This window comes from Chitinimonas arctica (genome assembly GCF_007431345.1).
GTDB classification, from domain to species: Bacteria; Pseudomonadota; Gammaproteobacteria; order Burkholderiales; family Chitinimonadaceae; genus Chitinimonas; species Chitinimonas arctica.
In genome coordinates this window covers 2,339,193-2,351,413 of sequence record NZ_CP041730.1, presented here as the reverse complement: position 1 = coordinate 2,351,413, position 12,221 = coordinate 2,339,193, and the positions used below count along the sequence as shown (strand labels likewise).

Below are 12,221 nucleotides of genomic sequence, written 5' to 3'. Positions count from 1 at the left end.
TATGGTTGGAATTCTATTGGTTACCCACTATGGCTTGGGCGAAAGCCTGGCCGAGTGCGCCGCGCACGTACTGGGGCGCCCGCTGCCGCAGCTGCGCTATCTGCCCGTCTACCGTTCGGATGATCCCGACCTGGTGCTGGAACGGGCGCGCAGTCTGATTCGCGAACTGGATACCGGTACGGGCGTGGTCGTGCTTTCGGACATCTATGGCGGTACGCCGTCCAATGTAGCCTACCGTCTGATTGAACCCGGCCGCGTCGAAGCGGTTGCGGGCGTCAATCTGCCCATGCTGGTGCGTACGCTCAATTACGGTCACGAGGCGCTGGAAATCGTGGTCAGCAAAGCCGTTACCGGCGGGCTGGAAGGCGTGATGTACATGCTGCCGCCCAATACCAAGGAAATCGGATAAGCCATGCCTCAACAAGAAGTCGAGATCATCAATAAGCTGGGACTGCATGCACGCGCATCGTCCAAATTGACCCAGTTGGCCAGCCGCTTCAAGAGCGAGATCTGGCTGAGCCGCAACGGCAAGCGGGTGAACGCCAAGAGTATCATGGGCGTCATGATGCTGGCGGCGGCCAAGGGTAGTAAGGTTGCTATCGACATCAGCGGCGAAGACGAAAGTGAGGCCATGGCCGCCATCACCGAACTTATCGCCAATCGCTTCGACGAATCGGAATAGAACCGGGGGGCGGGACCATGACTATCAGCCTGCACGGCATCGGCATCGGCGGCGGTATCGCCATCGGCCGTGCCCATCTGGTGAGCCATACCGACCTCGAAGTGGCGCACTACGAGATCACGGCGGCCGAAGTGCCAGCCGAAATGGCCCGTTTCGATGCGGCCGTGCGCGCCACCCGCAAGGAACTGGAGCAATTGTGGGGCAGCATCCCGGAGAATGCGCCCACCGAGCTGGGTGCCTTTCTCAGCCTGCACGTCATGCTGCTGAACGATCACACCATCAGCCGCGAGCCGCGCGATATCATCAACGAGCGGCGCTGCAACGCCGAATGGGCATTGAAGCTGCAGCAGGATCGCCTGCTGGCGCAATTCGACGAGATCGAAGAAGAATATCTGCGCGAGCGGCGTAACGATGTGATCCAGGTGGTGGATCGCATTTTCAAATCGCTTGCCGGACAGGGCGGCGGCCATTACGTGCCGCCCGATGATAGCCGCGAGCGCATTCTCGTCGCGCATGATCTGTCGCCGGCCGATATGGTGCTGTTCAAGGAGGCCAATTTCGCCGCCTTCCTGACCGATATGGGCGGCCCCACTTCACATACCGCCATTCTGGCCCGCAGCCTCGATATCCCTTCGGTGCTGGCCCTGCACCATGCCCGCCAACTGATCCGCGAAGAGGAAACCATTATTGTCGATGGTACGGCGGGCGTGGCCATCGTCGATCCCAGCGAGACCATCCTGGCGGAATACCGCAAGCGACAGGCGGGCTACGCGGCGGATCGCAAGAAGCTCAAGGGGCTCAAGAGCACTGCGGCAGTGACGCTGGACGGCACCGCCATTGAGCTGTTGGCCAATATCGAAACACCCGGCGATGTGGAACACGTCAAGGCCAATGGTGCGGCCGGCGTCGGGCTTTATCGCTCCGAGTTCCTCTTTCTTGGCCGTGACGACCTGCCGGACGAGGAAGAGCAGTATCGAGCCTACCGGGCGGTAGTGGAAGGTATGAAAGGCATGCCGGTCACCATCCGGACCATCGATCTGGGTCGGGACAAGATGCCGAAATGGGCCGACGAGGAAGCGATATCCGCGCCGAATCCGGCCCTGAGCCTGACCGGTGTGCGCTTGTGCCTGGCCGAGCCGCATTTGTTCCGCACGCAATTGCGGGCACTGCTGCGAGCGGGCCTGCACGGCGATCTCAAGCTGCTGGTACCCATGCTGGCCAGCCTGGCGGAAGTCAGCCAGGTATTGTTCCACGTGGAGCAGGCAAAGGAAGCGCTGCGCGAGGATGGCGTCGCTTTTGCCGACAATGTCGAAGTGGGGGGCATGATCGAAGTGCCCGGCGCGGCATTGACGGTCGGCCATCTGCTGCGCAAGCTGGATTTCGTTTCCATCGGTACCAATGACCTGATTCAGTACACCCTGGCGGTGGACCGTGGCGACGATAGCGTCAGCCATTTGTACGATCCCTTCCATCCGGCGGTGCTGGGCCTGATCGGCCATGTGATACGCACGGCCAACCAGGCCGACGTGCCGGTTTCGGTCTGCGGTGAAATGGCTGGCGACGTGCGCCTCACCCAACTACTGCTGGCCCTGGGGCTGCGGCGGTTTTCCATGCATCCGGCGCAGCTTTTGAACGTTAAACAGATCATCCTCAATAGTGATCTTAAGCTGCTGGCGCCCTTGGCCAGCGAAATCGAACAAGCCCCCGATGCCGATCGCGTCCGTGCCCTGCTCGACGGGCTGGATGCGGGATGAGCCGGCCCATTCGGCTGGCTATCATCCGCCAGAAATACAATCCTTCGGGCGGTGCCGAACGGTTTGTCAGCCGTGCCATTGCCGCGCTGGCCGGCGCGGTGGAGGTGACCTTGCTGACCCGCAAGTGGGAAGACCACGCGGGCTATCGCAGCCTCACCGTCAATCCCTTCTATTTCGGCAGTGTCTGGCGCGAATGGAGTTTCGCCCGGGGGGTCTGCAAGTCGTTGGCGCAGGCTGACTTCGATCTGGTGCAATCGCATGAGCGTATCGCTTGCTGCGATATCTACCGCGCGGGCGACGGCGTGCATCGCGAGTGGTTGCTGCAACGCCGGCGCCAGTTGGGTCCGTTCAAGCGCTTGGGTCTTTGGCTCAACCCGCAGCATCACTATGCGCTGGCCGCCGAAAAGCGACTGTTCAATAGCCCTCGGCTCAAAGCCGTGATCTGCAATTCCCGGATGGTGAAAGAGGAGTTGCAACGCTGGTTCAAGCTGCCGGACGAAAAGTTGGCGGTGATCTACAGCGGCATCGATGCCGAGCAATTCCAGCCGGACCAGGCAGCCGTCCAGCGGGAGGCGTTGCGCCGTCAACTGGGTATCGGCCTGGATACGGCGGTGCTGGTCTACGTGGGATCGGGATTCGAGCGCAAGGGCGTAGCGTGCTGCCTCAGGGCGTTGGCCGAGTCGGGTTCGGCCAGCCACCTGGTGGTGGTTGGGCATGACAAGCGTGCCGGTCGTTACCGCGCCTTGGCGGCCCAGCTGGGGGTGGCCCAGCGCGTGCATTTCGTCGGGGCGCAAAAGCAGGTTCAGGATTGGTATGGCATGGCCGACGCGCTGTTCCTGCCCACCCTGTACGATCCCTTTCCCAATGTTGCCCTGGAAGCCTTCGCCTGTGGACTGCCGGTGCTCACCAGCGGCAAGTCCGGCGCCGCCGAGTTCGTGCACGAAGGAGAAAACGGCTTTGTGCGCGACGCACTCGATCACCGTGGTTTTGCCGAACTGATCGCGGCACGGCCCCGTGCCGACGATTGGGCCGGCATGCGCGCGGCTGCCCGTGCCACCATCCTGCCCTACTCGCCGGCCGCCATGGCTGAGCGCCTGACGGCCTTGTATGCGAGCTTGCTCGAGAACGCAAAAGCTTAAATATCGCCCTCGGCCAGATTACCGTTTTCTTCCAGCCAGGCGCGACGGCTGCTGGCCTCGCCCTTGCCCATCAACATGGTCATGATGCGGCGGGTGTCGTCCTCGATGTCGTCAAAGTCGATTTGCAGCGTGCGGCGGGTGTCCGGGTTCATGGTGGTATCGAACAGCTGCTCGGCATTCATTTCTCCCAGCCCCTTGAAGCGGCTGATGGCCCAGCTCCCTTCACGCACTTTCTCCAGCCGCAGCTTGTCCAGGATGGCTTCCAGCTCGCCATTGTCGAGCGCGTAGAACTTGCGGGGCGGCTTGGTCTTGCCGGCGCCGGGTACATCGATGCGGTACAGCGGTGGCTGGGCGATATGGATATGACCATGCTTTACCAGCAGGGGGAAATGGCGGCAGAACAAGGTAAGCAGCAGCACCTGGATATGCGAACCATCCACGTCGGCATCGGACATGATGCAGATCTTGCCGTAGCGTAGCCCGCTGATATCGGCCGGGCTGTTCAGGGTATGCGGATCGACGCCGATGGCTACCGCGATATCGTGGATTTCATTGTTGCCGAACAGCTCGCCCTGATCGACTTCCCAGCTGTTGAGCACCTTGCCGCGCAGGGGCAGGATCGCCTGGAAATCCTTGTCGCGGCCTTGCTTGGCGCTGCCGCCGGCCGAATCGCCCTCGACCAGGAACAATTCTCGGCGGGTCACGTCATCGCTGGTGCAGTCGGTCAGCTTGCCCGGTAGCACGGCCACCCCGCTGCTGCGCTTCTTGATCACGGTCTTGGCCGCTTTCAGGCGCGCCTGCGCTTGGCGGATGGCCAGCTCGGCCAGCTTCTTGCCGTAGTCCAGATGTTCGTTCAGCCATAGCTCGAACGGATCGCGTACCTGGGTGGATACCAGCCTCAGCGCATCGCGGCTGGATAGGCGCTCCTTCGTCTGGCCCTGGAACTGCGGGTCGAGCACCTTGGCGGACAATACGAAGGAAGCGCGGGCGAACAGATCTTCCGGCAGTACCTTGACGCCCTTGGGCAGCAGATTGTGCAGGTCGATAAAGCTCTTGATGGCGGTGAAGACCCCGTCGCGCAGGCCGGTTTCGTGCGTGCCGCCGGAAGGCGTGGGAATCAGGTTCACATAGCTTTCGCGGGCAATGCCGCCTTCCTCGGTCCAGGTGATGACCCAGGCGGCGCCTTCCCCGTGGGAAAAGCTGTCGTTGGCTTCGGTGATATAGCGCTCGCCCCGGAACAAGGGCACCGCCAGCTCGGCGTCGGCCAGCTTTTCGTTCAGATAGCCGGCCAGGCCGTCCGGATAGTTCCAGGTCTGGCTATCGCGGCTGCCGTCCTTTTTCTCGACGATCAGCGTCACGGTAATGCCTGGCAGCAACACCGCCTTGGAGCGGAGGATATGCACCAGTTCGCCAAACGGAATATTGGGCGAATCGAAATACTTGGGATCGGGCCAGCAGCGTACCGCGGTGCCGGTATTCTTCTTGCCGACTTCCTTGACCATTGCCAAGGGCTCGATCACGAAGCCGTCGCCGAATGCCAGCGCATGCTCGGTGCCTTCGCGCTTGACCCGCACTTCCAAGCGGGTGGAAAGCGCATTGGTCACGCTGACCCCCACGCCGTGCAGACCACCGGAGAAGCTGTAGGCTCCGCCATCCTTCTTGTTGAACTTGCCGCCGGCGTGCAGCTGGGTAAATACCACCTCCACCGTGGGCACGCCCATCTCGGGATGAATCCCCACCGGAATGCCGCGCCCATCGTCGCTGACCGCAATCGAGCCGTCCTGGTGCATGACCACCTCGATATGGTGGGCAAAGCCGCCCAGCGCCTCGTCCGCGGCGTTGTCGATAACTTCCTGCACGATATGGAGCGGATTCTCCGTACGGGTGTACATGCCGGGCCGGTGTTTTACCGGTTCCAGGCCCTTGAGTACCTTGACTGACGATTCATCGTATTGCGGTGCGGCGGCCATTGCGCGATTCCTTTGCTGCGAGTTGGGGCGGAGTCTAGGGGCCGCCGGGTGGCTCGGCAAGCGGTGCGGTTGCCGAAGCTGTTCCGTCAGGGCCCGTAATGCAAGCGGGCCGCCACGGATCAACCGTGGCGGCCCCTTGGCCGCTGCGCCGACAATGACTACCGGTGGGATGCCTGATCAGTATTCGTCAGGGCAAAATGGGTCGATTACTGCCCGCTCAACACGATATTGAACTCATGCCCAGGCTCCAGCGAAAGGGTAGGCAGCAAGGTTTCGGTACTGCGTACCTGGCGGATCGCCTCGCCGTCCGGCTGGGCTTTCCTGTTGTCGTCCATCAGGTTATCGGTCAGGCCTAGCGAGGCCTTGCCCAACGCCGACTTGGCGGTACGTACCAGGAAGTTCTGCTTGACCTGGGCGCCCACCCCCATCAGCAACAGATCCTTGGCGGCCTGGCCCCAGGCGATCGGGCTCTTGATGCCGCCAAAGCCATCCTTATCCACGGCAAAGCCTTTCACCGCCTTGGTGGCCAGTTCGCGGCCGCTGGCGTCAAAGCAGCGTAGCAGCCGTGGTGTCACGATCACCCGTTCGGATGACAGATTGGCCCAGGCGTCGGCTTCGTAGACGCAGTCGGCGGCGTTGATCACGGCTGCACGGCTGGGTTCGTTCAAGCGCAGGATCAAGGGGCTGGGGAACGCACGCGCATCCGCTCCGGTCGGAACATCGGCGCCGATCAATACGCTGACCGAAACCGCTCGATTCCATTGTGGCGGCGCCGGTTTCGGTGCGGCGGGCGCGGGGTCGGCCGCCATGGCCATGGCGCTGCAAAGTGCTAGGGGGACGAGCTTCGTGATTAGGCGCATAGCGTTCTCCGTTCTCCTCGATTGTCTTCGGGATGGTAGACCATGATGGGCATTAGCAGAAATCGGGCCTGAGCTAGGGTGGCCTTATGCCACGTTTCTACTAAAGGCTAATGGCAGGAGTAAACAAGTCAATCTCAGCAAGGTTGGCCCCTCGTGGTGGTCAAGCTGTTGGAAGTGCTGACTAGATTTTGCTTTTTAGATTTTCATCACCTGGCCGGCAGTGGCGGACACATGGAGAATGACAATGGGCACGCTATTCGAGAGCATCAAGCAAAGTTTGGGTGAGGCCATCCAGCATCAGAGCGGTGAGAAGATCGCTACCGTCGAGCATCAAATGGTTCCTTTGGACGTAAAGTCCATTCGGGCGCGCACCGGACTTTCTCAGCAATCTTTCGCCGCCCGCTTTGGGGTAAGCCTTGGTACCTTGCGCCACTGGGAGCGAGGGGATCGCCAGCCGCATGGACCGGCGCGTGTATTGATGCGAGTGATCGATGCAAATCCAAGCGCTGTGCTTGAAGCACTAAAGTAGTCGCCAATGCCCGTACGGTTCCTTGCAGCACGGGTGCCAGGACCACTTCCCTAGTGGGAAGCGGGTGAGTAACTTGTTCTGTGCTTTCCCATGGTGGCGGATCAAATTTTCGGGAGGGCTTTCAGCTTGTTCTCGATGTTGATCCGAAGCTTGTCGGCTCTTTCCTGTTCGGATGTATCGCCGCATCGGGCGAGCAGGCTCAATCCCATCCGGCACTGCCGTACCGCTTCTTCGATGTTGTTTAACTCGCGATAGCACGATGCCAGGGTGGAGCGGCAGGTTGCCTTGCCCAGGATTGAACCCGGGCTGAGGAGCATGCTGAATAAATCGAGCGACACATGGAGTTCCTCGACCGCCGCCTCATAAATACGGTCTTTGTAATATTGTATTCCGTCGTTGTAATGCGCAAGCGCTTGCGTGGTGATGGGGGCATCGGCCGATTGGACACTTGGCGCCTCAAGGACACGATAGGCGTGCTGTGGAATAATTTCGCCGTTCTTTTTGAAATAGCGAGGCACGCAATTACATGAATTCCAATAGTTTGTTTGATAAGTAATGCCGACATGTTCATGTTTTTTTATTGGAAATACTGTTCGAAATATAATAACCGGTATGTCGTTGAACAGGGAAAGCGAAGAGCGGACGTTGCAGGTGGCTAATTGTTCTTTCAAGCCGTGAGCCGTGAATGACAGATTTTCCAGTTCGTCGTCGCGGAACTGGGTGGGGCTGTAGAGTAGATCTTGTTTTAATTGGTCGAGCCGCATGTCCAGGTCGATATTATTTTCCTGTATAAGCTGCCCATGTTCCTTCAAAACCACTTCCTTCAATTGCGCTATATATCTATTGTAGTCCATCGGGCAATGCTGCATAAAACGAGAGAGGCCGCCCATTTTTTCGGCGCAAATGCCCTTTACCTTCAACTCGGCGTAGCGATTGAGTATCGTGGACTTTATCCAGGTGAAATCATAACCATTGCTAAATGCCTTGGTTTGCACATCTTCGATATGACCCGCATAGAGAAACAGCACGGTATCGCCGGGAATGTCTTCCTTGGCGAACAGGCCATAACCGATGGAATTGTCCATGTGGCAAATTACCAAGCTGTCGAAAGGGTTGCTCAGTCGAGCGCGAATAGTCTGCTCCGAGGGTTGTTCTGGCAGATTTCTTATGTGAGCAAGCATTTGCGTGTCCGATAGATAATCCTTGAGTTCATTGGGGTCGCCAAATAAGGATTCGGTATATTTGAAGTGACATTTTTCCTCGAGTTGCTCGGGACGGAGGTATTCAATCTGCATGCCTCGGCATGGCGGATTTTCTGAAAAAGGGATAAGGTCCAGCCTTTTTGCCGAAATCAACGGTATCGAAAGTGAAGGCTTGCTGGTTGATACACTGAGCATGGAGGGTCCTTGGCATTTGATGGTGTTTCGATGAATGGCACGTCAAGTTGATGTCGATGTAAATGAATTGACTTCCGAAAATTTACGGAACATTTTGTTTGCCTGCATCGATGCACTGACTGTTATCGCAACAAGCAACGACCGGTATATGCCATACGGGTCAATTGCCCTCTTCCGCATTTTCGCACTGACGGTAAGCTGCGAATGGCTGATTTCGACCGAGCAAGGCGATAAATCTCATGCCGTTGACCACTCGCACATCCGGGACATTCTCTACCCGCTGGAGGTGATTTATTACCCTCGAATTTTCAGGAGAGCTGCCAGCTTGTTCTCGATGTTGAGCCGAAGCTCATCGGTTCTTTCCTGTTCCGCCGAATCACCGCATTGTACGAGCAGGCTTAATCCCATCCGACACTGCGATATCGCTTCTTCGATATTGCCAAACTCGCGATAGCACGATGCCAGGGCGGAGCGGCAGGTGGCCTTGTCCACGTTCGAGCCCGGGGCGATGAATATGCTAAGTACCTCGAGCGAAGCATGGAATTTTTCCGACGCCCCCCCGGATTTGAGTAGCACCACGATTTAGAGTCCAATCCCATCGAAGGAGATTGGACATGAAGAAGCGCTTCACCGAAGAACAGATCATTGGGATCTGGGAGGGCGAGACCTCCAATAATTGGTTCGTAACCGCTTACAAGGCAATCTGGAATAGCCCCATCCATCTCTTGGCGGCTAGCCTCCGCAACTTGAACTCGTCCAGTTACGGATGATTCCGCGGCAGATTCCTTATCCATTCTTCATGGATGGTCCCGAACCGCGAATGGGTACAGAACGTTTGCATCCAGTATCGCCGTGTAAAGGGCTGGACCAGCCATCAGTACCGTGGGCGTGATACCCGCAGGAAACTGGCCGCTTCCTGCGTGGTGAGTTCATGCTTGTAAGGCACCAGGTTAATCGGCTGACGCTGTGCCATCAGGCCGAGAATGTCGGCAAAAAAACCCGCGCCGAACGGCGTGGAGGAATACGAAAAGGCCCCAGGTGCTTTCGCGCCTAGGGCCTTCATGTTCTTGGTTGCGGGGACAGGACTCGAACCTGTGACCTTCGGGTTATGAGCCCGACGAGCTGCCAACTGCTCCACCCCGCGACAGAGAGGCGAATTATGTAGATAGTCGGACCACCCGTCAAGCACTATCTGCAAATCATCTTAATCCGTCCATTGCACCCAGCCGGTATAGGCGGTCAGCAGCACCAACAGGCCGAAGCCGATGCGGTACCAGGCGAAGGCCACGAAGGTGTGGCTGACCAGGAAGCGCAGCAGGGCGCGCACCGCGATCAGGGCGAAGATGAAGCTGGCGACGAAGCCGATGCCGAATACCAGCAGGTCGTTTTGGTCCAGCGAGTGCCAATGCTTGAACAGGCTATAGAGCGAAGCGCTGCCCAGTACCGGGATGCCCAGCAGAAAGGAAAATTCGGTTGCCGCCTGGCGCGACAGGCCGAAGAACATCCCGCCGATGATGGTGGCGCCCGACCGCGATGTGCCGGGTATCAGCGCCAGGCATTGCGCCAGGCCGACCTTGAGGGCGTCACGTGGCGAAAGGTCCTCCAGGGTGGCGACCGATACCGTGTGTTGGCGCTTTTCCGCCCACAGGATGATGACGCCGCCGACGATAAAGCTGATCGCCACGGTAAGCGGATTGAACAGCGCGGCCTTGATCTGCTCGCCCATCAGCTTGCCCAGCAGCAAAGCGGGGATGGCTGCCACCATCAGATTGATCAGCAATTGGCGGCCCGGGCCCGGCTGGCCGGCCTGGCTGACGGCGCCGATCAGCCTGGCGCGGTATTCCCAGACCACGGCCAGCATGGCGCCCAGCTGGATAAAGATCTCGAATACATCGCGCTTCTCCTTGTCCAGAAAGCCCAGGAGATGGCCGGTGAGGATCAGGTGGCCGGTACTGGAAATGGGCAGGAATTCGGTGATGCCTTCCACCACGCCCATGACGAGCGATTTGAACAACAACAGAAAATCCATGAAATGGCCGTTGAAAAAAAAGACGATTATATGCGCCAGCTTGAGTCGGGGTTGATCAGTTGCTTTTGCCGCGCAGTGCGGCACCTGTTGCTGCCCGATATATTGGCGAATGACCTCAATGGGCGCACCGCCACAACTGCCGGCGAAATAGCTGGGCGACCAAAGCGTGCCGCCCCATAGCTTGCTGTGGATACTCGGGTAGTTCTGCTTGCGGATCACGAGGCTGTAGACGGGCGCCTTGGGCGGGAAGTTCACCAGCAGGTGAACGTGGTCGTTCTCGCCGTCGAACTCCACCCGCTCGTGTGTTCTTTAAGAAAGCAGGGTCTCTGAGTTTGATATCGCCCGAAGTCGGGGCGTCGGGCCAAGAATCCACCGAAGCGACTATACAGTTCAGCGTATAGCGCCGTAGGAGTCCCCCCGCCTTGCCGGCCTCAAGGCCGGCGAGCGTTAGCGAGAGGTGGGTGAGGACGTCAACGAACACAACGAGGATAGTGTTTCAGTTGGGCCGGGTCTGCTCTTCCAGCCACCCCAGCCACTGCATGGCGTGCTCGCGGTTACCGCCGCACATTGCCTCGCTGGGCTGCAGCGACGAGCACACCTGAGGCCGTTCCGGCCGGCCAAATATCCGGCAGCGCTGGTCCTCGCCGAGCTGGATGCAGCGTATGCCGGCCGGTTTGCCGTCCGGCATGCCCGGGATAGGGCTGGAAATGGAGGGCGCTGTGCAGCATGCGCCGCAGTCGGAACGGCAATGCATGCTACTTGCCCACCTTGTCGCCGTAGTTGACCAGCAGGACGCCGGCTACCACCAGGGTGGCGCCGATCAGGCGCGGCGTGGAGAGTTCACGCAGCGCCAGACCCAGCCAGCCAAAGCGGTCGAACAGGAGCGACAGCAGTACCTGGCCGGCGATGATCAGCGACAGCATGGCGGCCATGCCGATGCGCGGCGCCAGCAGGGTGGTGCCGAAGACGAATAGTGCGCCCATCAAGCCACCGGTAAGTTGCCACCAGGGCGCGTTGCCCATGCTGGCTAGGCCTTGCCAGCGCTGTCCGCTCAGCATGCAGATCAGTACCAAGGCCAGCGTGCCCACGCAGAATGACAGCAGCGCGGCCAGCAAGGTGCTGCCGCCGATCTGCAGCTTTAGCTGGTTGTTGACGGCGGCCTGCAAGGGCACGACGCAGCCAATGGCAAAGGCGAGCAGGTAAGGGAAAACGTTCATGGTGACGGGCGGAGTCGGCGCGGGGAAGGCTAGCCTAACAGACCTTCCGCCTGCATGGCTGCCCGTACGGCCGGGCGGGCTGCGATGCGCTGCATGAAATCGCCCAGTTTCGGCCAGTCCTGCAAGCTCATCCCGATGTAGTTGCACCAGTTGACGCAGGTGAACAGATAGCCGTCCGCCACACTGAAACGCCCGCCCAGCAGGAAGTCGTTGGCGGCGAAGTGGCTGTTCAGCCAGCCGAACCAATGGCTAAGTCTCTCCTGGGCCGCTTGGCGGGTTTCCGGCGCGCTCGCGGGATTCCATAGGGGGCTGAAGCCCTTGTGGATTTCGGTGCTGATAAAGTTCAACCATTCCTGCAAGCGGACCCGTTCAAGGCTGCCATTGGCCGGCGCCAGACCGCTGTTGGGCGCCAGGTCGGCGAGGTATTGCACGATGGCCGTGCCCTCGGTCAGCAGCTCGCCGTTGTCCAGCCGCATAGCGGGTACGTAGCCCTTGGGATTGATGGTGTAGAAATCCACGTCGGCGGCGGTGCGATGCGTCTTGGTATCGACTTTTTCGGTGTCGAAAGCCAAGCCGGCCTCGCGCAAGGTGATATGGACGGAAAGCGAGCAGGCGCCGGGGGAGAAGTAGAGTTTCATGGCATC

Annotated in this window: 14 protein-coding genes, 1 tRNA gene and 1 pseudogene; 5 read left to right on the top strand and 11 right to left on the bottom strand. The window is 59.5% G+C overall.

The features are described 5' to 3' along the window. The first annotated feature begins 1 nt into the window (after position 1). Genes FNU76_RS10705 through FNU76_RS10690 form a run of 4 tightly spaced genes read left to right on the top strand, consistent with a single transcriptional unit; the run spans position 2 to position 3,575 of the window. On the top strand, positions 2-409 hold the full coding sequence (locus tag FNU76_RS10705) for a PTS sugar transporter subunit IIA (RefSeq protein ID WP_144278190.1): 408 nt from the start codon (positions 2-4) through the stop codon (positions 407-409). 3 nt (positions 410-412) lie between these two features. Continuing rightward, positions 413-682, top strand: a complete 270-nt coding sequence (locus FNU76_RS10700) for an HPr family phosphocarrier protein (protein WP_144278189.1) — start codon at positions 413-415, stop codon at positions 680-682. Positions 683-699: 17 nt separating this feature from the next. Next, positions 700-2,436, top strand: a complete 1,737-nt coding sequence (ptsP, locus tag FNU76_RS10695) for a phosphoenolpyruvate--protein phosphotransferase (protein ID WP_144278188.1) — start codon at positions 700-702, stop codon at positions 2,434-2,436. Continuing rightward, positions 2,433-3,575, top strand: coding sequence for a glycosyltransferase family 4 protein (locus FNU76_RS10690; protein ID WP_144278187.1), 1,143 nt, complete (start codon positions 2,433-2,435; stop codon positions 3,573-3,575). The genes ptsP and FNU76_RS10690 overlap by 4 nt, the downstream gene beginning before the upstream one ends. Here FNU76_RS10690 and parE read toward each other — a convergent pair. Both parE and FNU76_RS10680 read right to left on the bottom strand, forming a co-directional pair. After that, complete coding sequence (gene parE / locus FNU76_RS10685) at positions 3,572-5,545, bottom strand: DNA topoisomerase IV subunit B (RefSeq protein ID WP_144278186.1); 1,974 nt, start codon at positions 5,543-5,545, stop codon at positions 3,572-3,574. The two genes, FNU76_RS10690 and parE, sit on opposite strands and share 4 nt — an antisense overlap. Positions 5,546-5,751: 206 nt before the next feature. Further along, on the bottom strand, positions 5,752-6,405 hold the full coding sequence (locus tag FNU76_RS10680; RefSeq protein ID WP_144278185.1) for a TraB/TrbI/VirB10 family type IV secretion system protein: 654 nt from the start codon (positions 6,403-6,405) through the stop codon (positions 5,752-5,754). Positions 6,406-6,649: 244 nt separating this feature from the next. Between FNU76_RS10680 and FNU76_RS10675 the strand changes: the two genes are divergently transcribed. Next, positions 6,650-6,934, top strand: coding sequence for a helix-turn-helix domain-containing protein (locus FNU76_RS10675; protein WP_144278184.1), 285 nt, complete (start codon positions 6,650-6,652; stop codon positions 6,932-6,934). Between the two features lie 101 nt (positions 6,935-7,035). On the opposite strand, the gene FNU76_RS10670 is transcribed toward FNU76_RS10675, so the two are convergent. The 9 genes and pseudogenes from FNU76_RS10670 to gstA form a co-directional block, all read right to left on the bottom strand. Further along, a complete protein-coding gene (locus tag FNU76_RS10670) occupies positions 7,036-8,331 on the bottom strand; it encodes an SET domain-containing protein (protein WP_144278183.1) in 1,296 nt (431 codons plus the stop codon). Positions 8,332-8,625: 294 nt separating this feature from the next. Beyond that, a complete protein-coding gene (locus FNU76_RS10665; protein WP_144278182.1) occupies positions 8,626-8,910 on the bottom strand; it encodes a hypothetical protein in 285 nt (94 codons plus the stop codon). Positions 8,911-9,205: 295 nt separating this feature from the next. Further along, a complete protein-coding gene (locus FNU76_RS10660; RefSeq protein WP_144278181.1) occupies positions 9,206-9,394 on the bottom strand; it encodes a hypothetical protein in 189 nt (62 codons plus the stop codon). A gap of 5 nt (positions 9,395-9,399) precedes the next feature. Further along, a tRNA-Met gene (locus tag FNU76_RS10655) sits at positions 9,400-9,475 on the bottom strand. A 60-nt stretch (positions 9,476-9,535) separates the two neighbouring features. Continuing rightward, positions 9,536-10,360: an undecaprenyl-diphosphate phosphatase gene (locus tag FNU76_RS10650; protein ID WP_223879354.1), complete on the bottom strand. Its 825-nt coding sequence runs from the start codon at positions 10,358-10,360 to the stop codon at positions 9,536-9,538. A gap of 84 nt (positions 10,361-10,444) precedes the next feature. Beyond that, a pseudogene (locus tag FNU76_RS24525) lies at positions 10,445-10,654 on the bottom strand (transposase); the annotation flags it as partial. Positions 10,655-10,856: 202 nt separating this feature from the next. Then, positions 10,857-11,114, bottom strand: a complete 258-nt coding sequence (locus FNU76_RS10645) for a YkgJ family cysteine cluster protein (protein WP_144278179.1) — start codon at positions 11,112-11,114, stop codon at positions 10,857-10,859. Position 11,115: 1 nt separating this feature from the next. Then, entirely contained in the window at positions 11,116-11,577 is a 462-nt protein-coding gene (locus tag FNU76_RS10640; RefSeq protein WP_144278178.1) for a DMT family transporter, read from the bottom strand. A 29-nt stretch (positions 11,578-11,606) separates the two neighbouring features. Further along, on the bottom strand, positions 11,607-12,215 hold the full coding sequence (gene gstA, locus FNU76_RS10635; RefSeq protein WP_144278177.1) for a glutathione transferase GstA: 609 nt from the start codon (positions 12,213-12,215) through the stop codon (positions 11,607-11,609). Positions 12,216-12,221 lie beyond the last annotated feature (6 nt).

Bases quoted from the DNA above. Each gene is read 5' to 3' on its own strand.
- FNU76_RS10705 (WP_144278190.1), top strand. From the start codon at position 2: ATGGTTGGAATTCTATTGGTTACCCACTATGGCTTGGGCGAAAGCCTG.
- FNU76_RS10700 (WP_144278189.1), top strand. From the start codon at position 413: ATGCCTCAACAAGAAGTCGAGATCATCAATAAGCTGGGACTGCATGCA.
- ptsP (WP_144278188.1), top strand. From the start codon at position 700: ATGACTATCAGCCTGCACGGCATCGGCATCGGCGGCGGTATCGCCATC.
- FNU76_RS10690 (WP_144278187.1), top strand. From the start codon at position 2,433: ATGAGCCGGCCCATTCGGCTGGCTATCATCCGCCAGAAATACAATCCT.
- parE (WP_144278186.1), bottom strand. From the start codon at position 5,545: ATGGCCGCCGCACCGCAATACGATGAATCGTCAGTCAAGGTACTCAAG.
- FNU76_RS10680 (WP_144278185.1), bottom strand. From the start codon at position 6,405: ATGCGCCTAATCACGAAGCTCGTCCCCCTAGCACTTTGCAGCGCCATG.
- FNU76_RS10675 (WP_144278184.1), top strand. From the start codon at position 6,650: ATGGGCACGCTATTCGAGAGCATCAAGCAAAGTTTGGGTGAGGCCATC.
- FNU76_RS10670 (WP_144278183.1), bottom strand. From the start codon at position 8,331: ATGCTCAGTGTATCAACCAGCAAGCCTTCACTTTCGATACCGTTGATT.
- FNU76_RS10660 (WP_144278181.1), bottom strand. From the start codon at position 9,394: ATGAAGGCCCTAGGCGCGAAAGCACCTGGGGCCTTTTCGTATTCCTCC.
- FNU76_RS10650 (WP_223879354.1), bottom strand. From the start codon at position 10,360: ATGGATTTTCTGTTGTTGTTCAAATCGCTCGTCATGGGCGTGGTGGAA.
- FNU76_RS10645 (WP_144278179.1), bottom strand. From the start codon at position 11,114: ATGCATTGCCGTTCCGACTGCGGCGCATGCTGCACAGCGCCCTCCATT.
- FNU76_RS10640 (WP_144278178.1), bottom strand. From the start codon at position 11,577: ATGAACGTTTTCCCTTACCTGCTCGCCTTTGCCATTGGCTGCGTCGTG.
- gstA (WP_144278177.1), bottom strand. From the start codon at position 12,215: ATGAAACTCTACTTCTCCCCCGGCGCCTGCTCGCTTTCCGTCCATATC.